The sequence below is a fragment of the Streptomyces sp. NPDC001406 genome (assembly GCF_042895285.1).
Taxonomy (GTDB): domain Bacteria; phylum Actinomycetota; class Actinomycetes; order Streptomycetales; family Streptomycetaceae; genus Streptomyces.
In genome coordinates this window covers 420,911-443,309 of the sequence record NZ_JBIAWG010000006.1, presented here as the reverse complement: position 1 = coordinate 443,309, position 22,399 = coordinate 420,911, and the positions used below count along the sequence as shown (strand labels likewise).

At 68.6% G+C, this 22,399-nt stretch carries 17 protein-coding genes and 2 pseudogenes; 5 read left to right on the top strand and 14 right to left on the bottom strand.

Going from position 1 to position 22,399, the window contains the following annotated elements; translation table 11 throughout:
• Window positions 1–343: 343 nt before the first annotated feature.
• Window positions 344–838, top strand: coding sequence for an Asp23/Gls24 family envelope stress response protein (locus ACFY1J_RS17430; protein ID WP_390705402.1), 495 nt, complete (start codon window positions 344–346; stop codon window positions 836–838).
• A 173-nt stretch (window positions 839–1,011) separates the two neighbouring features.
• On the opposite strand, the gene ACFY1J_RS17425 is transcribed toward ACFY1J_RS17430, so the two are convergent.
• Window positions 1,012–1,194: a hypothetical protein gene (locus ACFY1J_RS17425; RefSeq protein WP_390731460.1), complete on the bottom strand. Its 183-nt coding sequence runs from the start codon at window positions 1,192–1,194 to the stop codon at window positions 1,012–1,014.
• Window positions 1,195–1,501: 307 nt separating this feature from the next.
• On the opposite strand from ACFY1J_RS17425, the gene ACFY1J_RS17420 reads away from it, so the two are divergent.
• Both ACFY1J_RS17420 and ACFY1J_RS17415 read left to right on the top strand, forming a co-directional pair.
• Complete coding sequence (locus tag ACFY1J_RS17420) at window positions 1,502–1,747, top strand: hypothetical protein (protein ID WP_390705404.1); 246 nt, start codon at window positions 1,502–1,504, stop codon at window positions 1,745–1,747.
• Window positions 1,748–1,881: 134 nt separating this feature from the next.
• A pseudogene (locus ACFY1J_RS17415) lies at window positions 1,882–2,771 on the top strand (YihY/virulence factor BrkB family protein).
• 1,880 nt (window positions 2,772–4,651) lie between these two features.
• On the opposite strand, the gene ACFY1J_RS17410 reads toward ACFY1J_RS17415, so the two are convergent.
• Together ACFY1J_RS17410 and gvpJ are read right to left on the bottom strand one after the other, a co-directional pair.
• Window positions 4,652–5,443 carry a GvpL/GvpF family gas vesicle protein gene (locus ACFY1J_RS17410; RefSeq protein WP_390731459.1) on the bottom strand — a complete coding sequence of 264 codons (792 nt, stop codon included), beginning with the start codon at window positions 5,441–5,443 and terminating at the stop codon, window positions 4,652–4,654.
• A 3-nt stretch (window positions 5,444–5,446) separates the two neighbouring features.
• Window positions 5,447–5,848 carry a gas vesicle protein GvpJ gene (gene gvpJ, locus ACFY1J_RS17405; protein WP_390705406.1) on the bottom strand — a complete coding sequence of 134 codons (402 nt, stop codon included), beginning with the start codon at window positions 5,846–5,848 and terminating at the stop codon, window positions 5,447–5,449.
• Window positions 5,849–6,315: 467 nt separating this feature from the next.
• On the opposite strand from gvpJ, the gene ACFY1J_RS17400 reads away from it, so the two are divergent.
• Window positions 6,316–7,359: a fatty acid desaturase family protein gene (locus ACFY1J_RS17400; protein WP_390705407.1), complete on the top strand. Its 1,044-nt coding sequence runs from the start codon at window positions 6,316–6,318 to the stop codon at window positions 7,357–7,359.
• A 287-nt stretch (window positions 7,360–7,646) separates the two neighbouring features.
• Here ACFY1J_RS17400 and ACFY1J_RS17395 read toward each other — a convergent pair whose 3' ends face one another.
• The 10 genes and pseudogenes from ACFY1J_RS17395 to ACFY1J_RS17350 all read right to left on the bottom strand — a co-directional run bounded on the left by ACFY1J_RS17395 (window position 7,647) and on the right by ACFY1J_RS17350 (window position 17,653).
• On the bottom strand, window positions 7,647–8,102 hold the full coding sequence (locus ACFY1J_RS17395) for an RHS repeat domain-containing protein (protein ID WP_390731458.1): 456 nt from the start codon (window positions 8,100–8,102) through the stop codon (window positions 7,647–7,649).
• Between the two features lie 203 nt (window positions 8,103–8,305).
• Window positions 8,306–8,917, bottom strand: a pseudogene (locus tag ACFY1J_RS17390) (transposase); the annotation flags it as partial.
• A gap of 114 nt (window positions 8,918–9,031) precedes the next feature.
• The gene (locus ACFY1J_RS17385) at window positions 9,032–9,727 is read right to left on the bottom strand and encodes an RraA family protein (protein ID WP_390705409.1); all 696 of its coding nucleotides are present in this window, start codon (window positions 9,725–9,727) and stop codon (window positions 9,032–9,034) included.
• A gap of 853 nt (window positions 9,728–10,580) precedes the next feature.
• Window positions 10,581–11,228, bottom strand: coding sequence for a signal peptidase I (gene lepB / locus ACFY1J_RS17380; protein ID WP_390731457.1), 648 nt, complete (start codon window positions 11,226–11,228; stop codon window positions 10,581–10,583).
• A gap of 110 nt (window positions 11,229–11,338) precedes the next feature.
• Complete coding sequence (locus ACFY1J_RS17375) at window positions 11,339–12,616, bottom strand: Ig-like domain-containing protein (protein ID WP_390731456.1); 1,278 nt, start codon at window positions 12,614–12,616, stop codon at window positions 11,339–11,341.
• Between the two features lie 248 nt (window positions 12,617–12,864).
• Entirely contained in the window at window positions 12,865–14,100 is a 1,236-nt protein-coding gene (locus ACFY1J_RS17370) for an MFS transporter (RefSeq protein WP_390705412.1), read from the bottom strand.
• Between the two features lie 708 nt (window positions 14,101–14,808).
• Complete coding sequence (locus ACFY1J_RS17365; RefSeq protein WP_390705413.1) at window positions 14,809–15,897, bottom strand: aKG-HExxH-type peptide beta-hydroxylase; 1,089 nt, start codon at window positions 15,895–15,897, stop codon at window positions 14,809–14,811.
• Window positions 15,898–16,118: 221 nt separating this feature from the next.
• Complete coding sequence (locus ACFY1J_RS17360; RefSeq protein ID WP_363294854.1) at window positions 16,119–16,256, bottom strand: hypothetical protein; 138 nt, start codon at window positions 16,254–16,256, stop codon at window positions 16,119–16,121.
• 51 nt (window positions 16,257–16,307) lie between these two features.
• Window positions 16,308–16,586, bottom strand: coding sequence for a hypothetical protein (locus tag ACFY1J_RS17355; RefSeq protein ID WP_390705414.1), 279 nt, complete (start codon window positions 16,584–16,586; stop codon window positions 16,308–16,310).
• Window positions 16,583–17,653, bottom strand: a complete 1,071-nt coding sequence (locus ACFY1J_RS17350) for a hypothetical protein (RefSeq protein WP_390731455.1) — start codon at window positions 17,651–17,653, stop codon at window positions 16,583–16,585. Before ACFY1J_RS17350 ends, ACFY1J_RS17355 begins: the two co-directional genes overlap by 4 nt.
• A 536-nt stretch (window positions 17,654–18,189) precedes the next feature.
• Here ACFY1J_RS17350 and fusA point away from each other — a divergent pair.
• Window positions 18,190–20,226, top strand: coding sequence for an elongation factor G (gene fusA / locus ACFY1J_RS17345; RefSeq protein WP_390731454.1), 2,037 nt, complete (start codon window positions 18,190–18,192; stop codon window positions 20,224–20,226).
• A gap of 148 nt (window positions 20,227–20,374) precedes the next feature.
• On the opposite strand, the gene ACFY1J_RS17340 is transcribed toward fusA, so the two are convergent.
• Window positions 20,375–22,225: a coagulation factor 5/8 type domain-containing protein gene (locus ACFY1J_RS17340; protein WP_390731453.1), complete on the bottom strand. Its 1,851-nt coding sequence runs from the start codon at window positions 22,223–22,225 to the stop codon at window positions 20,375–20,377.
• Between the last annotated feature and the right edge of the window lie 174 nt (window positions 22,226–22,399).

Here is a 22,399-nt window from a genome sequence, read left to right as displayed (position 1 = left end):
AGGCAGAGCAACGGCTGGCCCAACAGCCTGTGCGACAGGACAGAGGACCCAGTTCCCTCCAGGGATGCGCCGGGGGACGGACGAAGAGCCCGCTCCCCGCAGCCATCTGTATCGAGCAACGACAAAGCCGCCGGGGTCTGGGACGTCCGTACACCAGCGTAGTCCTCAACCCGGTCCGGCAGACGGCCGGAAGCCGCCCATTCCCAGGATGTGGACGGTGCCAAGGCCAGTGGCGCGCGCATATCCGGTGCCCTGCACGGTACTTGGGGGAGCGACACGAAGGCGGCGGCCGACAGCCGCTCAGGTATGGCAGTCCGTCGACTGCCTGAGGAGGTGGCTTCGCATGACGGAGCCGAACGGTTCAGCCCTGCAGAAGTCCGGTCCCGGTGAGCCGAGCACCGATCTGGGCACGATGCTGCAGGCCGCACGGCCCGGGCCTCAGGAACCGCCAGCGACCCGTGGCCGGACGACCATCGCGGACGGCGTGGTGGAGAAGATCGCCGGGATCGCCGCACGGGAGGTCCCCGGAATCAACGCACTGGGTGGCGGGTTCACTCGCACCATGGGCGCTGTGCGCGACCGGGTCCCGGGCGGGCACGCGAGCGCGGGGCGTGGCGTCAAGGTCGAGGTCGGCGAGAAGCAGACCGCCATCGACCTCCAGGTCGTAGTGGAATACGGGGCGAGCATCCGCGAGGTCGCGGCAGAGGTCCGCGAGAACGTGATCGCTGCGGTGGAACGGATGACGGGCCTGGAAGTCGTCGAGGTGAACATCGCCGTCAACGACGTGCACCTGCCGGACGAGGACACGCCGCCGACCAGCGAGGACCGCGTGCTCTAGTCGAGAGGCGGGCAGGGGCAAGGATTCCGCCCCATCGCTCCTCCGGGGCATGGGGACAGCCACGACTGCAGGCGGTGATCGCCTGATCAGGGTGCAACTCAGCCCCGCTGATGGGAAATCCCTGGCCGCTCCCCGTTCGGATCGCTGACACGAGGATGGAGCGCATCGTTTCCTCAGCGCCGACGTCCGCTTCCCCGGGAGGACCAGCCAGAGCCCACGCCGGCCGAGTGCACGGCGAGGAAAGCAAGCCCGATAAGCATGAGGCTCGTCGGACTGAAGATCACCTCGGTCGACGTCTCGGTGACATGGATGATGAAGGCGATGACGAAGAGTGCGCCGGCCACGAATGCGAGCATCTGTCTACCCCTGTCGGTGGACGACGAACCACACGTGATCCCGGTGGCTGCGCCGCTACCTGCCGGATTCCCCGGACGGCGCCGATCAGTCGCGTAATCCGTACCGGAGCCGACGGCAACACCCCGTCGCGTGACCTGCAGATGCTGTGAACGAGGCAACCGGGACTGCTGGTACCGCGACCCCTCGGCCGCCCAGCCCACAGGCCGACCGATCCGTGTGAGCATGGGAAGTGGACAGGCCGCCATCGAGCACCCGGATCCAGATCGAATGCCGCGGTCGGCCATCTGCGACAGTGAGGAGCGCCCCATGGGCGCGAACAGGGCCGAAGCTGCGGTATCTGACACTATCCAGGAGCTGACGGACCGACTGACGGCCTCCTACGCAAACCTGTTGACGGCTGCAATCGTGCGGTATGTGGTGCAGGACTGCTACCAGCCGCTCAGCAGCGCTGACCATCCCGCAGACGGCCTTGCCGCACCGGACGACCAGGCGCCGCAGGGTCATGATCGGCTGGCTCCGCCCCAGATCTCGGTTGACCTGCAGGCATGGTGACGGTAAAGGCTGCCGGTGAGCTGCTGGCACACCAGCAACCGTCGGCCGGCGCAGCTCGCATACGTCGGGATGCACGGGTTCGCCGCCGGATGCCTCTTCTCCTGCCGTGGGTACGCTGAGAGTGGGTGTTCTTCATGAATTGGCTGACACGGCCCCCTGTGATAGCACGGTTGATGCGTACGCACGGGTGGCGGGCGTTCGAGCGGCTGGATGCTGTCCACTGGGCCCGGCTCGCCGCCGCTATCACCTTCACCAGTTTTCTCGCGCTCTTTCCGCTGATCACCGTCGGCGCGGCGATCGGCGCCAAGCTGCTGAGCGAGGACCAGCTGGGGAAGCTCCAGGACAAGATCGCCGCTCAGGCGCCGGGCCTCTCCGATCTGCTGGACCTGGACAGTCTCGTCGCGCAGGCCGGATCCGCCGGGCTGATCGCGGGTGCCCTGCTGCTCGTGATCGGCATCAACTGGGTCGGTGCCCTGCGCGGGTGCCTGCGTGCGGTGTGGGAGAAGGAGCAGGACCCTGGCAATCCGTTCCTGCTCAAGTTCAAGGACTCCGTGGTGCTGGTCGGCCTCGGCGCGGTCGGGCTGGTCGCGATCGGCAGTTCAGTGTTTGCGAACAGTGCAGTTGGCTGGGCCGCCGACAAGGTCGGGATCGAGGGCGGGGCGGGACGGGCGCTGCTGTTCTTCGCCGGCTTGGCCATCGCCCTGGTTGTCGACTTCCTGTTGCTGGTCTACTTGCTCACCCGGCTGCCGCGCGTGTATCCCGGCCGGCATGCGGTCGTGGTTGCCGGGCTGATCGGTGCGGTGGGCTTCGAACTGCTCAAGCTGCTACTGACCGGCTACCTGCAGGGTGTCGCGGCCAAGAGCATGTACGGTGCCTTCGCCGTGCCGGTCGCCGTCGTTCTGTGGATCAACCTCATGGCCGGCTGCTGCTGTACTGCGCCGCCTGGACGGCGACAGCAACGGGGACGGCGGTGCAGGCCGGCGAACAGCCGAGAGTGAGGGACCAGATCCCGGGATCAGCGTGAGCGCCCACCGACACCCAGGGGCTTTGGCTCCTGCCCGTTCCGCTTCATCCGACGATGAGGTCGCCGACCATCTGGCGCAACAGCCGCGCCGCACCAGGCGCGGCATACTGGGACAGCCCGCTCAAAAGAGCCGGAGTCAGAGCTGGGGGCGACGGCGGTGCAGGCCCGCGACGGGCTACTCAGGAGAGGCGTCCGACGGCCGACCCGGGCGAAGGCACCAGGGGAGTTGGAGTCACCGCTCCCGGCGACGTCCGCTGAGCGCAGCCGTCACCGGCGGTCTGCTGATGAAGGCGCCGCAGCTCCCGCTGTATCTGCTCGGGGGAGCTTCTCGTCCTTCGTCGTGGCGAGCAGAGCCGCGGGCCACGTCCTGGAGTTTCACATTGCAAGGGACGAAGACCAGGCTGCGCCGTGTGGGCAGTCCGGTCCGTACCGTGGCCATGGCCGGGGTCCTGGCCGCCCCGGCGGCCCCAGCCACGACCAGACGCGCCGCGACTGGCGGACCTGCTGGAGCGCCTGGGCATCCGCACGGTCGGCGCCTACGCGGTGCTCTGCCCGAGAACAAGGTGCTGGCCCGCTTCGGCGCCGAGGGCCTCGCCGCCCACCGCACCGCTAGCGGCCAGCACGATCGCCAACGCCCTGGACCACCGCTTCGAGCACCGTGCGGCATGACCGAGCGCGAGCGCCGGGCCCTAGTCCGACGCAGGCCAACTATTACCTCGTGGCGGCGCGCCTTCTGGAGACGGCACGCCTGGAACACTGGCAGCAGACCCAATGCTGCGCGACTGCCTCACCGCCGGCGAGTTGACCCTGGCCGCCGACCGAGGCCGTACAGGTCGTGTGCTGCTGAAGAGCTGCGTGGCTCTGGACCGCGGCGGGCTGTCTGACCTGCGTAGGCGGCACGACGAATGCCACTAGTAGCGAACGGCCATGGCTGCGAAGGTGCTGGGGGAGTGGGCCGGGAGCCGCCGAGGGGGCGCAGCACTGGCGCCAGTTCAGCGCCCAAGCGTACGACCGCAGTGACGAAGCCGCCCAGACGATCGTATCCTTTCGCTGTGGCGGGCGTTGGTGAAGTTGACGCGTGCACGAGCCGGGCTGACGGGTGGCCTGCGCCCGTGTGATATGACCCCGAGCCGTGACGATCGCGCCGCACAGGCCGTCCAAGCCGGTTTGGCGGGGGTTGATGCACGGACTGCCCGCTAGCTGGTGGAGCGATGTCGCCGCCCAGGACGCGGCTGTGGCAACGGCGAGCCCACTGCGCGTGTTCCACCGCACCCGTATCCGCGCTTTCGTACGGTCCCAGATATGAATGATGCACAACCCTCTGGTGGCAACGGCGAGCCCGCTGCGCGATCGGGTTTTGCGGCGTTTTCCTTTCAGGACGTGCTGCGAGAGCTGAACGCCAATCTGCGGTCGCTGTCGGCCAACGGTGCTTGCAGGGGCGTCCGTCCTCCTCACCCCCGTAGCACTGTCGACAACCGCGGCCGCGCCGAGCCTGCCCGTAGTCCCAGCCCCGCTGCTTTCGTCGAAGACGGCGCTGCAGGGCCCGTTCGTCCGACTCCCGCAGAACCCACAAAGTCGCAGGCCCTCGCAGGCCCTCGCATTCCCACAGGCCGATACCGTGAGAGCAAGCCTGGCTTGACCTGTAGTCAGCCGACCGCCCAGTTATCCCGCTTCACACACAGGTTGAAGCGCGGCAAACGCAATCCAGTCGACGTCTCCCCGCGTCACCGGGAATGTGGGAAGACGCCGGACGGACTTCACCGTCAGGCTGCCTGCCACGGTGCTCGATGCCCTTGATGCCCTGGCTACCCCCGGCACACTGCCCGTCAGGCTCGCCGTCGTGGAGGAGTGAAGCCGCCCGTCCATCAGGCTTCAGCGTCTCACCCGTTCGTCGGCTGGGCCGCTGCGGCACCGAATGCGTCCGCGGTACCGCCTTCGGCATGTTGCGTCGAGGGGGTGTCGACGAAGCTGTAGGGCGGGAGCGGGCCGTTGACGCGCAGCTCCAATTGCGCGTGCTGCCCGCGTAGTTCGTCGATCGCGGCCAGGAATTCCTCCGCCGAACCGCGGTCCACCAGGAAGGAGAGGTTGGCCAGCCAGCCGGTGCTCTGCAGCCCGACGCTGACTGCCTCGGCCATCGGCTCCAGCGCCTGATGAAGCATCTCGGCGTCAGTGGCCTCGCGCGCCTGGAGGGCAGCAGCTACCAACTCCCAGAGTTGGACCTTCTGCTCGTGTGATCCGCCGCCGGCCTGCCGGTTTGCCTCTGCCAGGGACCGGATCTCGTCGTTGTCCTCCATCACCAGGCGGAGTACGGCCTCTTCGTTGTGGTTGGCCTTGAGGTTGTACTCCGTTTTGCCGTCCAGTGCCCGCAGCCGTTCGAGGAAGTGCTCTGCACGCCCGGCGAGCACGGCGGTCACCGTGTCGTCGCCCGGGGAGGCGTGGCCGAACCGCATCGGCAAGACCACGCCATCCGCACCTGCTTCGTCCAGTACACGCTGGTGAGCGAGGAGATCACGCCGCTTGGGCCGCAGCTCCTCGGGGGCATCGCTGACGATCGCGGTCAGCTCGCTCTGGCGCAGAATGCGCACCGGCCGCGGCGGGTCTCCGATGCCGTCCATGTCCTGCGGGAGTGGGGAGTGGGTGGCGCGGATGATCCCGTAGACGTAGGTGCTCATCTCTCATTCCCCTGTCCTGCGGGCGGATTGCCGGTCGCGCTGGCGTTCCTGGCCCTCGTCACGGGACTGCTGGAAGGCGTCGGAGATCGTCTCCGCGGCGCCGGACAGGTCTCCCTTGGTCTTGCCGCGGGCGCCGGACTCCGTGAGTTGCCCCGTGAGCTCCGTCAGCCCGGCCAGCTTGCGCGATCCCGCTTCCAGATCGAGACGGTTGCCCGCCTCGGCGAAACGCAGATAGGTGTCGACGCTGGCGACCACGATCCGAATGTCGATCTTGAGTAGCTCGATACCGACAATGGAGACCCGCACGAACGCGTCGATCACCAGCCCGCGGTCGAGAATGAGCTCCAGCACGTCGTACAGGCCACTGGAACCTCCCCCACCACCCTGCTGTGTCGCCACACTCATCACGACCAACCCCTTTGCCGTCTATCTCTGTGTGGTCCCGCCCGCGTTGTCCCACTTCATAAGCGACTCCCGAAACTCCCGGTCAAAAGGCCTATGGATGCACTCTCACAGTGACAGCTACGAGGCAGGCGTTCAGTGCGCGAGTAGCCCCCATCACCCAAGGTCGAACGCATGTACGAGTGAAGCCGCGTCCTCTAGAGCACCCAGCGTTGTGCTGGCAGGGGCGCACTCCATCACGTCTGCAGTCGGCTTCCAGACAGCGACGCCGCCACCGGGCCCGGCCCGGGCACGACCCCGTGGTGCAGATGCCGGGACCGTCCTCTGCACGGACCGCCAGTAGCCCTGTGCCGTCACGGTGTGAGACCTGCCGGGCAGGGAACCCGAGAGAGCGCACCGGCGGCCCGCTCTCATGCGGTTCCCGTGGGCGGCGCCGAGCCACCTGCTTCACAGCGGAGAGTGTCACCATCATGATCAGAAGTACCACGGCCCGTCCCCCGGCGCCGGAGACGTCCGGCAGCGACTTTGCCCGGTTGTCGAGGAAGATCGCTGATGCCGGCCTGCTGGGGCGCCGCCCCGGCTATTACACGCTCCGGATCACAACGGTGGCCGGGCTCTACGTCGGCGGGTGGACCGCCTTCGCGTTCATCGGCGTCAGTTGGTGGACCCTGGCGGTCGCCGTCTTCCTGGCCGTTGTTTTCGGTCAGGTGGCCCTGGTCGCCCATGACGTGGCCCACCGCCAGGTGTTCCGCCGACGCCGGGCCAGCGAGGTGTCCGGACGGATCGCCGGAGCCGGTATCGGCATGGGCTACGGGTGGTGGCAGGACAAACACACCCGCCACCATGCCAACCCCAACCATGAGGAACTCGACCCGGACCTCGACCCCGACCTCCTGGTCTGGACCCAGGAACAGGCCCTGGCCGCCAAGGGGCTTCCCCGCCTGATCGGCCGCTGGCAGGCGTTCCTGTTCTTTCCGCTCCTTACGCTGGAGGGCTTCAACCTGCACGTGTCGAGCGGGAAGGCGCTGGCCAATCGATCGCTCAAGCACCGAATGCTCGATGGCGCGCTGTTGTTCGCGCACTGCGCGGTTTACCTGACCGTCCTGTTTTTCGTGCTGCCGCCCGGTATGGCGATCGCCTTCCTCACCATCCACCAGTGCCTGTTCGGCGTCTACCTCGGCTGCCTCTTCGCTCCCAACCACAAAGGCATGCCGATCCTGACGGGCAAGGACCGCCCGGACTTCCTCCGCCGCCAAGTGCTCACCTCACGCAACGTGCGCGGCGGCTGGTTCACCGACATTGCACTGGGCGGGCTGAACCACCAGATCGAGCATCACCTGTTCCCCAGCATGCCCAGCCCCAACCTGCGCAAGGCCCGGCCCACCGTCCGGCGTTACTGCGAGGAACTGGGCGTGGACTACGTGGAGACCGGGCTGATCACCTCCTACCGGCAGGCCCTCACCAGCCTCCACCAGGCCGGAGCACCGCTCCGGCACGCCCACGTCCCCGCTTAAGAAATGCCGCGGCCATCAACGACAGCGATGTGGCAACGGACGGCACTTTTAGTCCTCCCCCGGGCACGTCGCCGCCGCCGAGGAGGCCTAGTGCACGGCGACGGTTACCAGCAGGTTCGGCCTCGCAGGGCGGCTTTGAGCGATGTCCGCAGAGGCGGATGCCCTGGATGGGTTCGTCGGTCAGGCGCATTCCTCCCCGAAGCCGACTTCTGCTTCTGCCCCCGGCCCGGGCGTCTCCGGAACGAAAGCGTTCGCCGGCCCGCGGTCTGGCGAGGCGTACGAAGGTCTTACTCCGCCCCAGGTGACCGACGCGTTCTGGGGGCCTTCGCTAGATCAACTGCGATGAGTTTTGGTGACGTCACTGGGGCAGAGGCTGCAGGGGTTGGGAAGGCCATGAGGGCTGCACTTGGGCTGCCTTGGTGCGAAGTGAGGGTGGACGCGAGCGCGTTGCCCGTACCACCGGTGGCAATGACGCGCCCCTGGTCGTCGTACTCGTACCAGTAGTTGGTGCCGTTCCGGTCGGTCCACGACGTGATGCGCCCGTCGACGTCATAGGTGTAACGCATCGGCAGCCCCGAGGAGTTGAACTCCTCGGACAGGTGACCGTGCTCGTCGTACGCGAAGGTGAGCAGCGTGGTGCCGGGCCGGTCCGGGTGGGCGGGGTCGATCAGGCGCAGGCCCGTGATGCGGGAGCGCGCGTGATCGTGGTCGAGGGCGATCCGGTAGCCGCCGGAGTGGACCACCGCTCCAGGGACGTCACCCTCCTCGTACTCGATGGTGATCCGGTTGCCGTTGCGGTCCTGGATGTACTGCAGAGGCAGATCGACGGCGGTGTCACCGGCAGCCGCGACGGGGCTGTGGAAGACATACGTCAGGCCCGCGTCGGGGTCGGCGACACGGATGCCGCCGTCAACCTTGCTGTCCCAGGACAGGGTCAGTCGGGAACCTCGGCGGCGGTGTTGCTGCCCGCGTTCCCGGGCCGCAGCAGGTCGGCGACCGGTTCCCCGCTTCCGCCACTGCCGTGGTCGACGAATCCCATCAGGGGGTGATGCCCGAAGGTCTTCTTCCAGGTCGCGGTGGCGTCCTGCTTGTCGGAGTGGGCCAGCACGAGCACTCCGTCCAGGTCCACGATCACCTGCCCGCCCGCGTTCGGCGCCGATGGACCGGCCAGCTTCCAGACGCGGTCACGCACTTCGCCCCGCGCCGAGCGGATCGCGGCCAGGGCCCTCGGCCCGGCCGTGGCGAGGGTGTCGATGAGGCGGGAGACCGTCGGGTCCGAGGCGACCGGCCCGAACACGACCGGCTCGGCCCGCAGCAGCCCGACATCCGCGAGGCAGTCCCCGCCCAGCGCGACCGCGAGGGCCACGTCCAGCAGGATCTTGCCCGAATCGTGCACCGCCCTCGGCTTACGCCACGGCGCGAGCGTCGCCGAGAGCGCGGTATCCAATCCAGTCCGGCGGGCGGTCTCCACCAGCAGTACTCCGCCCGCCTGCGAGACCGTACCCTCACCGTCGCCACGGACGCGGACACGCGGATACAACCCGTTGTGCTTCCTCACCGGGAGAGTGCTTCTTTCGCTGCGGCGACTGGACCCTAGACCAGTCCTATCGTCCCAGTTCAGAGGCACCCTCCAACGTTCGGGGCACCTCATGAACTCGGCCTGATGCGCTTGCTATTCCTCGATCGCTCCGCCCACCCGGCGCAGATGCTGCCGGAACGTGTATGACGGGTCGACGGCGCGCCGTGCGAGGAAGTCGGCGAAGGAGGTCTGATCACGCAGGGTCCGGCCCTTACGGATCTGGGCAGCCTGCTCGCGCTCGGTCTCCCAGATCGAGCGGGCGGTGGCCAGGACCTCTTCGGCGCGTTCGGCGGCCACGAACAGCACGCCGTCCTCATCGCCAAAGACCACGTCCTGACCGCTGACAAGGTGAGGGCTGACACGCGCGGTCCGAAGTGCCTCGGGTTCCCGTTCGTCAAGGCGGACCGGCCCGGCCGGCCAGCTGCCGTAGCTGAACACCGGCAGCCCGATCTCCACCAGCTCAGGCGTGTCGCGGTGCTGCCCCCACACCACGAGACCCGAAAGACCAGCCGCCTCGGCCTCAAGTACCACCAGGTCGCCGATGCACGCCTCGTCGGTTCGACCACCGTTGTCGATGACCAGCACGGCGCCATCCGGCACCTCGGTGAACGCTTCGAGGAACACGTCCGCGCTGCCGGAGTGCCGGACAGGCAGCACCTGCCCGGAGACACGGCCACCAGGGGCCACCGAACTGATGCCGGGAGGTGCCACTCGTAGCGGTACGCCTACGCGCAGGCAGGCGTCGGCCACCAGCGGCGTGGACAGATCGGTGAAAGCCTCGACAGCCATGGCGTCCTTCCTCAGGTCGCTTTCCGTGCCCCTGATGGTGAACAGCCAGGGGACAGCGCCGTGATCGTAACCTGTGAAGGCTCACCCAGAGAGAGCTGCCGCCCCCTGGCCGCGCGGCCCTGGACCAGCCCTGTCGTCCCAGGTCACAGGGCGCCTCCGGCACTACGGACAGCAATCAGAACATCGCCTCGTGAAAGCGCGAGGCTAAGGAAGGCGGGTCTGCGGAAAGTATGGGCGAGATCAAGAACAGGCAAAGGCTCGCAGTGGATGCCGAGAGGAGAGGTCCGGTCAAATGCCGGCTCCCGCGGTTGATCAGGCGAGTGCCCTACGCGGCAGCACGGAGCATGGGAACGAGGGGAGCCGACGTTCCGCTGTGCGCAGCTGGAGGTGCAGATGGTCGTCATATTGGAGATGAATTGTCGAACGGCCGGCGGATCTCTGAGATCCATTACGTGAGCGGCAAGTAGGAGGGCGCCTCCCGCGGTTGGCATGCGGACGAGAGCCTGTCGGCCTGCGGCGTTCCGGAGACCGAACTCCGCGCGGTGGTATCGGGCACCCTGCCGTCGGCTTCGCAGCTCGACGGCCTCGCCTCGGCGCTCGGTCTCCACGCCGCCGACCTCCGTGATCGCCGACGTCCCGGTGCCGGAAGCCCTCACACCCTGCGGCTCGGCCATGCAGGGCAAGACTCACGTCTGGCTCCCGAGGTGGAGCCGTCCTTGGGCGACCACAACCGTATCGTCTGCATCCGGCCCATCCTCCCATCCATGAGGCCCGGGAGCCGCTGGCCCGGACTGCCGACGAAGATCCACTCCGTTAGGACACCGTCGGGGATGAGCACCGGCCGTCATCCTCCTCAGCCCACGAGCCATGGTGCGGCGGGCGGAAGCGATCTCTGGGCGCGTCGTCTGGCCACGTACCCTCCGATGCCGAGCAGCGTCAGCGCAATCCCGAGGCTTCCGATTGTCACCGGCACTGTTGGCGGGGCGGAGTCCTCCATTACTCGCCCCTGTACCCCGGAGGCCGCGAAACTGCCTGACTGCTCACTGAGGTGGTATCGCGAGTCGTTGGAGTTCGCACGGTGGTCGCCGAGCACGAACAACCGCCCCTCCGGGACCTTCACGTCGTACGGGTCGACCGCCAGGTCCTCGTCGGCGTCCGTCACGTACGGCTCGTCGAGTGGCTTTCCGTTCACCGTGACCCGGTTCCCGGCCCCCACCACATGATCGCCGCCCATCCCGATGACCCGTCGCAGCACCGGTTCGGCTACATAGCGCTCGGGTGAATCGATGAGTACGACATCACCTCGACGTATCTCGGTCGCGTCGATCTGTTCGATCAACAGTCGGTCACCCGGGCGGAATGTGGGCCTCATCGAGTCACCCATGACCGTGACCAACTTGTAGTTCGCGAGGGTGTACGCGATGGCCCCTACCAGGATGGCCAACCCGAAGGGTGCCAACACCCAGGCCACATCTCTCAACCTGGCGATCGTCTGCCGCATGAGCACCCCTGTCCTTGAACTGCCCGACGGCTGTGCGGGCATGCAGAGGCTATGTGGCCTCGGTACGGAACGCACCCAGCTCCCGTCCCGTACGCGTGGTGTGACCTGCGTCAGCCGGTCGCGCTGCCCGAGATCCACTCGCGCCACGGCACGTTCCAGTCGCTGAGGCCGTTGTCCGGGGCCAGCGTGGTCTTGTCCGCGGAGTTCTTGACGATCACTACGTCACCGATCATCGAGTTGTCGAAGAACCAGGCGGCGGGCTTCTTGGCGTCGCCGCCGCCCACGACGTCCTTCAGGCCCACGCAGCCGTGGCTGGTGTTGACCTTGCCGAAGACCGAGTCGGCACCCCAGTAGTTGCCGTGGATGAACGTGCCCGAGGCGGTCAGGCGCATGGCGTGCGGTACGGCCTTGATGTCGTACGAGGGCTTGCCGTCCTTCTCCGTGAGGCCGACGGTCGCACCGTTCATGTGGATCTGCCTGAACTTCTCGGAGATGACCATCTGACCGTTGTACGTCGGGTGTTCGGGGCTGCCGGACGAGATCGGGATGGTCTTGATCGTCATGCCGTCCCGCACGACGGTCATCTGCTTCGTCTCGGCGTCTACGGTGCTGATCTGGCTCCGGCCGATCTTGAAGGTGACCGTCTTCTGGATGCCGTAGGCGTTGAGCTTGACGGTGACGGTGGAGCCGGGCTGCCAGTAGTCCATGGGGCGGAAGTCCAGGCGGTGGTCGTTGAACCAGTGACCGACGACCTGCTGGCCGCTGCTGGAGCTGACCTGGACCTTCGACTCCACGGCGGCCTTGTTGCTGATCGCCTTGCCGAAGTTGACCGTCACCGGCATGCCCACGCCGACGGTCGAGCCGTTCTCGGGGGAGAGGTGCCCGATGAAGTTGTTGGCCGGGGAGATCGTGGTGATCGTGGCGCTCCCGGTGGCGGATCGGCCCTGGGCGTCCTCGGCCTCCGCCGCGACCTGGTATTTGGTGGCCTTCTCCAGTCGGCCGTCCGGCTTCCAGGACGTGCCGTCCGCGGACAGGGTGCCCGGAATCTCGGTACCGGTCGCGACGGCGGTCATGGTCACCTTGGTGAGCTTGCCGTTGCTGACGGTGACCGTGACGGGGGCGTTGATCCCGACGTTGTAGGCGCCTTCCCCGGGCGTGATCTTTATTCGGGCGTCGGAAGCGTCCTGGGCGCCCGTCTGATCCGTCGGCGTCGGCGTCGGCGTCGGCGTCGGTGACTGCGCCTGCACCTGCGGTTTCGGGTCGGTTCCGGGGCCGTTGTCGCTGGTGGCAGCGTGGCTGGTACCGCCTAGGGCCGTGACTGCGAGTACGCCGCCGAATACGCCGGCCGTAGCCATCAGCCCGGTGCGTCGCTTACGTACCGTGATCAAACGCTTCTCCCATGCCACTGGTCGTTGAATCCGTGGAGCCGGTCACCGGAGGAGGGCAACCTGCTCCAAGGACTCCATTTATGCATTCATCCATCCTTAAAGGGGTAAATTGTGGCGGATTCCACGCCCAGCCGTTCGGGTGCGTGCCCGGTGTCGGCACGTGGTGGGACGGTGCGACGCCGGAGTCGTTGGCCGGCTGCGGCAGCATCCTCTGCTGGAGGATGACTGCGGCGGCGCCGGTCGGTGCGTCAGCCGGAGACCTCTCCCACCGCCGACTGCCGGCGGCGGAGCGAGCGCAGCATCTCCCACACCACGAAGGCCAGCGGGATCGCGCCGGAGACGATCACCTGGCCGCGGCTGGAGACGAGACTGTTGGGGGTGCCCAGCGCATAGCCGAGGCCGATGCAGCACCGGGACAGGGCCTGGTAGCAGGCCCAGGCGCTGCCGTGCACCTCGGCGGGGACATTGGTGTGCACCGCGTTGCGCAGACCCACGTTGCACACGCCGTTGCCGAAGCCCGCGAGCAGGAACAGTGGGAAGATCACCGGGGCCATGGGCAGCGCGCCGGCGAGCACCAGCCCGACGGAGATGCCGAGCACCCCGCCCAGGATGAGCGCGGTGTGCCGTTGCGACCATCCCGCACGGCCCGCGAGCAGCGCGCCGGGGATGCTGCCCAGTGCCCAGGTCGCCAGGAAGAGACCGAAGACGCTGTCGTTGCCGTCCGCCACGTCACGCAAGTAGTAGACGCCCGCGACGCCCTCGATGCTGGTGGCCAGCATCGCCGCCGCCAGTGTGGGGATGAGCGCGCCGACAACCGGCGCGTGCCGCAGCGCCCGATATCCGTCCGACAGCTTCGTGGCGGGCCTGCGGCCGATGGCCACGTCCACCGAGCGAGGGACGGCGAGCGCGGTGCACCAGGCGAGCACCAGGAACGAGACGCCGTCGGCGCCGAGCAGGAACGCGGTGCCCCACACGGAGTGCAGCAGGCCCGCCAGCGCGGGACCGATCAGCCCCGCCATCGAGAGCCCCGCGGTGAGCAGACTGTTCGCCCGGCCCGTGTGCTCCTCGCCCGCGATGACGGGGAGCATCTTGAAGCCCGCGGCCACCGAGGCCACCCCGGCCAGACCCGACACCGCGATCAGTCCCACGCGCAGATGGAAGGCGTCCACCGCGGCGGCTCCGCCGAGGGACAGTGCCTGGACCACCAGCGCCCACAGGCACACGGACCGCGCGCTGACCCGGTCCACCAGCGACCCGATGAAGGGCGCGCCGATCACCGTGGGCACGAGCTCGGCGAGGAAGACCTCCGTCACGCCGAAGCGGAAGTCCTTGTTCGCCGCGTCCAGCACCATGCCGAGGGAGGCGAACGAGTCGCCGACGCGTGAGAAGAGAGTGCCCGCGATCAGAACCAGGGCGGGAGCGGGGACCAGCATGCTCCGGCGCAGCGGGGCGAACGTCGTCTTCCGCGTCTTCTGCGTGTCCAATCGAGTCCAATCCATTCGCTTGCCGCGTTCACATCAAGCTGCTGCGGGAACAGATTAGGCCTGCGCGCAATGCAGAAGGGCGTCCACCGGCCAACCGACGCACCACCGCCCGTGACTTCCATGGTGTTGCGACCCTCGTATGCGAGTCCCGGTTTCTCGGCCATTGCCCGAACTTCACGAGAGGTCCACAGGCGCTCTTCATGAATCCCCCGGAACGCGAGGGAAGGCAGGGGCATCCCCCTCACGCGCCTCGACGAAGCAGCTGTGGCGCAACTTCCGGGACTCCGCGGCGAAGTCGATCCCGTGCCGGACCGGCTGCCGGCCGCCCCACCGGTCCTCCAACCCCGCAGGTTGCGGACGACTTCCCGCGTATCGGGCGCGGACGTGAAGGAGTTGAGCGTCGAGTTGCCCAACAGCACCACGTCGACCGCGCTTTTCGGCCAGATGCGGGAGTCGAGGAGGTTCCCCTTGACGAATCGCGTCAGTCCGGCATGGCGCTCCGGAAAGGGCTTCACCGTGGCTCCCGAGTTGTCGGTTCCGGTCAGATGAATGTCCGGAAAATGCCGGGCCAACGCGAGACCGGAGAAATAGGACCGAACGGGAATGTCCGGGAACTTCTTCAGAATCCGCGAGAACAGGCCGAACAACCAAGTCGCTGTTTGCGGGGACGGATGTCATACGACGGCCTGTGTCAACGACGGCCTTGAGTCATACGAGGGCGGCTTCCGCCTCCAGCCGATGGACCTGTTCGAGCGCGTCCGCCGTGTACGGGCCGTCCGCGTCCCGTCCGGCCGCCGCCAGGGTCTCCCGGTGGGTGTCCATGATCGTGGCGAGCCAGTCGACCATCGCCCGCGCGTCAGGTCCGAGAGCCGAACGCACCACGTCGCTGCGCACCGCCGCGTCGAAGAACCGGGCCCGCTGCCAGTACTCGGTGAGCATGCCGTCGCATTCGTCCCGGTCGGCCAGGGAGCCTACCCACACGCTCAGCAGCAACTCCAGCAGATGCACGTACACATGGATCGTGGACAGGACGCGCAGACAGTCCATCCGGCGGCGTTCGCCCGCCACCGGGTTCCACGGGATGCCGAACAGCGCGCCGCCCAGGTAGTCGTAGTCGGGGTTGACGAGCCGCCGGCAGACCAGCAGGTCGTAGAACTTCTGGTGCGCGGCCTCGTGGAGCACGGCGTCCGCCGTCTTGAGCGGACTGGCGAGCACCTGGGTGTTGAGGACGGACACGAACGGCGCCGGAACGATGAACGCGGACTCGATGATGCTGTCCTCGATCAGCACCGCGCCCCGTACGGAGGAGACGATCGAGGCGCCGAACTCGCCGACGGCCGCCTTGATGAGCCGCAGGCCGTTTCCGACGGCCCGGACGTGTCGCGGCGTCGCGGCCACATAGCTGTGCGGCACCGCCAGATCCTCGCTGATCACCGTCCTGAGCGCCCGGCCGGCCTCGACGCCCGACCAGTCGGTGGCGAGGGCGTAGGCGTGACCGGGCACCGCGAGCTGGGTCTGCGGTGCGGCGGAGGCGAACAGCTGGGCGCCTCGCCGCAGGATGCGGGCGGCCTCGGCGGGGTCCTTGCGGCCGTGCAGGGCACGGAAGGAGTCGAGCGTCGTCGCGCGTGCGACGCTGTGCTCGATGAGCGCGGCATCCTGAGCAGGGCTCGGGGGACGGAGCCCCGTGTGCGCGTGCAGCAGTTCGGACGCGATCTCCGAGAAGGTCGCCATGTCGGCGTGGATGCCCGCCGCTGCCCCGAAGGGGCCGGTGCCGAGAAGGTGCCGTGCCTTGGACATGTCCTGTCCCTCCCTCGTGGAGGAAGCCTGGTGGGTGTGGATGGGCCGGGTGGTGGCCGAGCGACGCGTGCGGGAATCCGGGGCCGTTCGCCCGTTCTCCCGTTCGCCCGTACGCGGAATCCGGTGCCGCCGCCCGTGGTGGCGCCGCGGCCGGGCGCCACCACGAGTACGGCTGCGGACCGCCGGGGCTCTTCGGCCCGCGGTGTCCGGGCGGTGCCGGCTCAGCTGACCGCTGGGTACTGCGCCTGCGCCTGTATCTCGGGGATTACGGGGCTGGTGGAGCTGCCGTCGTCCTCGGCGTCCGCGGCCAGCTCGGCCAGTTGCTCGACGTCGATCCTGGACTTGTCTTCGGAACCCATGGGTCACACCTCCTCCCGTGCGGGGATCTCCCGTCCCGACCGTGTGGGGGCCTACGGTCGGGCGGGAAGCTCTTCGAGAAGTCCCGCTCCGGCCAGGCCGTCGGCCCGGCGGGCGAGTTCCTTGCGTGCGTCCGCGTCGCTCTTCTTGCGCAACTCCGCGTAGCGTGCGACGAGTTCGTCGCCGGTCAGGCCACGCTCGAACAGCTTCAGCAGCAACACCGAACCGGCGTCGATCTGCAGCACCGTGGGAGGCGTGGTGGTGAAGGCGAGGAACCGGCCCTTGATGCTCAACGGCCGGTACTGAATGCCCTTCGCAAGCCTGTAGTTCACGTGTGCACCTCGCGCTGTGGTGTGGCGTGCCAGGTGGTGAGCGTGCCGACGAGACTCGCGGGCAGTTCGTCGCGGACCGCGGCCAGCATCCGTGTCAGCTCCCGGTGCAGCAGCAGTCCGTCCGGCCCGAACTCCCGGCGCACACTGTCGAGTTCGAGTGAGCCGAGCAGAAACCCGCCGCGTTCCACGGCTGTGGCCAGCCTCTGCCGCACGGTCCGTGGGTCACAGCCGGTCTTGTCCGGCTGCCCTTGCCGCAGCGCGGTCGTGTGGAGCACCGCGAGATGGGTGTAGACGTGCGCCGCGGAGATGACGCGGCCCGCGGTGAACCACCTCGGTGCCGCCTGGTCGAGACTCCATGGAAGCAGTACGCGCGCGCTGCGTTCGTCGGTGTAACCGGGCCGTACGAGCCGGCGGGTCAGGCGCAGTACGGCCATTTTCTCGTGCAGCGATTCGTGGAGCAGGGCGTCCGCGAGACCGAGCGTGTCCCCGTGGAGTGTGGCAGTGGAGATGAATACGGTCTCGGGTACCTGGGTCAGATACAGGCTCGGAATGGGCGAGTCGAGTACGATGATCTGGTGCACGAACGGCAGGACGCTGTCCGCGATTTCCGGCAGGAGATCCCGGAGCAGCAGTACCGCCCGCGAAATCCGTATTTCGTCATCCGCCGTGACCCGGAACGGCCGGGCGTGTTCCCCGATTCCCTGTTCCGTCATGACCGAGACGAAATGCCTCTCGAACACGGCTGCCGTGGAATCGGTGATCCAGTCCCGCACGTAAATCCGCAGCGCCGGTGCCGCGTGGACAGGCAGCGCGGTGGAGTCGTACGTCCGCCACGCCCGTAGTGCCCGGCTCCCCGGGTCCGCGCCGCCGAGTTTCCGGTCGATGGCGCAACGCCTCAGGCAGGCGGCCATTCCATCGCCGTCCGGAAGGTTTCGCAGATCCATGGGATCGCCGAGTCCGGTGGCCCACGCCGCTCCGGAATAAAGGACGTCCCGGTCGGCCAGGAGCGCGTCGGCGTCGGCGACGACACCGGTCGTGGCCAAGGAGACGACGTTGCTCACAGGCATGAATGCCGCCCATCCCGTTCGCCTTTGTTTCCGGGGTGGTCACCCCTTGTTCGCCATATTCTCGGCGGCTATTCCGAAGCATGTCAACGGCCCTCCGGCGGGCCGAACTCCATTTCCACCGGCACTCCAGCAGCGGTCGACTCATGGCGTCGGGACCAGGGTTCGGCCGGTCGGAAAACCGGGTGACCGGATCGTGTCGGCCTTCCTACACTCGCCACGGACACACCGCACGCCGCCGTCATCTAGCCGTGCGCCGTGTGCCGTGACGACCAGTGGGACGAGTGAGGGGAGCAGGGCCGTGCGTGACCGCACCGCTGTCGCCGTTCCCCGCGCCCGGTACGAGGTGATCCTCGTGTCCTCGTCCGCCCGGTGCCCGCTGCGCGGCCGGTACCGGACACCCGTGACGCACGACTGACCTCATTCACGCAGGCACGTACGCCTGCTTGTCGACGGAGGATCAGAGAACCGGACGTCCGACGTCCGCACGGGAAATCGCGCCGCCCTTTTCCAGCCCAATTCCCGAAAGGCACCGGGCCGTGCGCACCACTTCTCAGACCGCCGTCCGCAATCTGGGCATCCTCGCCCATGTCGACGCCGGCAAGACCACCCTCACCGAGCGGATCCTGTTCGCGACCGGGACCACGCACAAGCGCGGTGAGGTCCACGACGGCACGACCGTCACCGACTTCGACCCCCAGGAGCGCGACCGTGGCATCACCATCTTCGCCGCGGCCGTGAGCTGCGCCTGGGACGGGCACCGGATCAATCTGATCGACACCCCCGGCCATGTCGACTTCGCCGACGAGGTCGAGCGTTCGCTGCGCGTGCTCGACGGAGCGGTCGCCGTGTTCGACGCCGTCGCGGGGGTCGAGCCGCAGAGCGAGTCGGTGTGGCGGCAGGCCGACCGGCACGGCGTACCGCGTATCGCGTTCGTCAACAAGCTGGACCGCGCGGGCGCCGACCTGGACGCGGCCGTCGAGTCGATCCGACGGCGGCTCCATCCGGCGCCGCTCGTCGTGCAGTTGCCGATCGGGACCGAGGACGGCTTCACCGGTGTGGTGGACCTGCTCCGCATGCGGTCGCTGGTGTGGTCCGACGGCGGTGGCGACGCCGCGGAGGGGCCGGTGCCGGAGGCGCTGCGAGAGGAGGCCGGGCGGCGGCGCCGGCTGCTGGAGGAGGCGGTGGCCGAGCTGCATCCGGCGGCGATGGAGGAATTCTGCCTGGAGTCCGCCGTCGCCACGCCGACCCTCGTCTCCGCGCTGCGGGACCTGACCCGCAGCGGCGACGGAGTGGTGGTGCTCTGCGGCTCGGCCTACCGCAACCGGGGGATCGAGCCACTGCTCGACGCCGTCGTGGCCTATCTGCCGTCGCCGCTGGACGTGCCATCCGTACGGGGCACGCACCAGGGCGCGGAGGAGGAGCGGACCGCCGACCCGGCGGCGCCGTTCGCTGCGCTGGCGTTCAAGGTGAACATCGCCCCGACCGGGCGGCTGACGTATCTGCGGGTGTATTCGGGAACGGTCGAGAAGGGAGACGCCGTGTGGGACTCGGTCGCACGCCGTACCGAGCGGATCGGGCGGATCCTGCGCGTCCGGGCGGACCGGCACGCGCCGGTCGACCGGGCGGTCGCCGGGGACATCGTCGCCGTGGTCGGACTGAAGTCCGCCCGCGCCGGCTCGACCCTGTGCGCCCCCGGCGCCCCGCTCGTCCTGGAACCACCCGGTGTCGCCGAGCCGGTGGTCTCGGTGGCGGTCGAGGCCCGCGGCCCGGCCGGGGCCGACCGGCTGGCCACCGCGCTCGCGCGGCTGGTCGAGGAGGACCCCTCGCTGGTCGTGCGGACGGATCCCGAGACCGGCCAGACGGTGCTGTCCGGCATGGGCGAACTGCATCTCGAGGTCGCGACGGAGCAGCTGCGCCGCGTCCACGGCGTGGAGGTCAACGTTGGGCGTCCGAGGGTGAGTTACCGCGAGACGGTCGGCCGAGGGGTGTCCGGACTGGTCTTCCGGCACGTCAAACAGGACGGCGGGGCAGGCCAGTTCGCCCACATCGTCCTCGACGTCCAACCGCTGGCCGAGGGCTTCGAGTTCCGCTCGACGGTGGTCGGCGGGCGGGTCCCGCAGGAGTACGTCCGCGCGGTCGAGGCCGGCTGCCGGGACGCCCTCGTCGAGGGACCGCTCGGCGGGCACCCGGTGACCGGGCTGCGTGTCACCCTCACCGACGGGGCGACCCATGTGAAGGACTCCTCGGACACCGCCTTCCGCACGGCGGGCCGGCTCGGTCTCCGGGAGGCCCTGCGCGCCGGCGCGATGGTCCTCCTGGAGCCGGTCGCAGAGGTCACGGTCACCGTGCCCGACGAGGCCGTCGGCGCAGTGCTCGGCGACCTCGCCGCACGCCGCGGCCGCGTCTCGGGCTCGACCGCGCGCGCCGGCGTGGCGGTCGTGACGGCGACAGTGCCGCTGGCCGAACTCTTCGGCTATGCGACCCGGTTGCGCAGCCGGACCCAGGGCCGCGGCACGTTCACGGTCCGGCCCACGGGCTATGCGCCGGCGCCGGCCGGGGTGCCCGTGCGGTAACCGGTACGGGCGGCCCCGCTCCTCAGTGGGTGGGGCCGCCACGGCTCATCGCTCGCCGTCACCGTGCCCGGCGACGTCGTCGTGTCGGGACCCCCGTGCGGTGAACGATTCGGCGGCCCCATCCCTCAGCGGGCGGGGCCGCCCCGGCTCACGGGTACGACACGACCGTGGACGGCACCGTGGAGGTACCCGAGGTCGGCGCGCCGGTCTCGTTGATCACGTGTTCGTACTGGCCGTTGCCGCCGAGCGAGACGACCAGGACGTTGTGGAAGCGGACGCCCGGACGGTTCGGCGCGGCGAAGCCGTTGTGCTGCACGATGGTGGGGTCGACGTTGTAGTAGCAGTAGCTGCCGAGGCCCCATGCCTCGTGCGCGGTGACGGCGTCGCCGACCTTGTAGGCGGCGTAGCCCTTGACGGAGCCGTTCTGGATCGCGGCCTGGTTGGGGGCGTCGTACGCCTTCTCGTTCTGGAAGAAGATCGTGCGGCCCCGACGGCCGTACCACTGCACGTCGTACTTGTTGAAGTGCTCGACGAACAGGCCGGTCGCGAGGACGTCGTCGCCGTTGACCACGACTCCGTAGTCGGCCCGGTTGGTGTCCCAGCCGACGCCGGTGCCGTGGTCGGCGCGCCACACCCAGGTGTGGTCGACGATGGTGTGCCGGTTGTTGATCACCATGCTGGTGGTGGCCCTGCCCGCGCCCGCGCCGCCGATGCGGACGAACACGTCCTGCACGGTGGTGGGGTTGGCGGAGTGGTCGCGGGAGGCGCCCGTGGGCCCGACTTCCAGCAGGGTGCGGGAGTTGACCGGCCCGGCGTCGATCAGGAAGCCGGCCAGCCGGACGCCGTCCACGTCGGCGACCTTCAGGGCCGTGACGCCGTTGTCGGGCACGATCGTCGCGTACCCGAGGCCCAGGACCACGGTACCCGCGCGGTTCACCTGGATCGGCTGGTCCACATGGTAGATGCCCGGAGTGAGCAGCAGATGAAGGCCTTGCGCCAGCGCCTGGTTGAGGGTCGCGGCGCTGACGCCCGGCTTGGCGACGTAGAACTGCGAGAGCGGCAGCGACGTACCCCTCAGCGTGCCGTTGCCCCAGGTGACACCGCGGGCGTTGGTCCGCTTCTCCGGCAGGAACACACGCAGGTCGCTGCCGCTGACGTACAGGAAGGGCTTCTCGCGGGAGACGGGCGTGGTGTCGAGCATGGTGTACGGCGGGTTCGGGAAGGTCTGCGCCGGGGCGCCCTCGACCCCGGAGAACACCATGTTCCACACGCCGTTGAGCCAGCTGCCGATCGCGCTGTCACGGGTGTACCACTGCTGTTGCGAGTACGGCCCCACCTGGCCGTCGATACGGCTGTCGGCGATGTAGCCGCCGCTCGCCCAGCCGTAGCCGGTGGGGGAGAGGTTGAGGCCGCCGCGGACGTGCATCCGCCGGAAGGGGGCCGCCTGGGCGACCGCCCAGCGGTTGGTGCCGTTCGCCGGGACCAGGGCGAGGTTCTCCGCCGAACGCCAGAAGTTCTGCGTCGCGTTGCCGTTGAACCAGCCCGCGTCGACCGTCACGTCCCCGTTGATGGTCGTGTCGTCGGGGGACAGGCCGAGGCCCGCGATCGAGGTGTAGAAGCCGAGTTGTGCGTTGAGCCCGTGGTAGGTGCCGGGCCTGAACAGCAGCGCATAGCGGCCGGTGCCGAACTGGGCCGACTCCTGCCGCCGGAACACCTCGTCCAGCCTGGCCTGGATGTCCGGGGTCGACGGGTCGAAGACGAGCACGTTGGGGCCGAGGTCACCGCCGCCGGGCAGGGCGTGCGGGCGGGCCCGGGAAGGGACCGGCATTGCCGCTGCCGGCGTGGCTGCTGCCGGCGTGGCCGTTGCCGGGGCGGCCGTTGCCGGGGTGGACGACAGGCCCGCCACCGTCGAGGCCGCAGCCGCGGCTGCGCCGAGGACGGTTCTGCGGCCGACGAAGTGGCCCTGCGGAGCAGGGCCGTCCGGGGAGTGGGAAGACATGGGGCGGCTCTCCTTGTTCAGGAAGCGAACGGTGGGGAGTACAGGGAGCGCTCTCTCGCCGGGGAATGCTTCATGGCGTGAACACACCCGTCAAGGGGTGTGACCGCAGTTCGTCGGGCTCTGTCGAAACCCTTGACGGACCAGCGTTCCGAGGTTTAACTCACGTCCTAAATT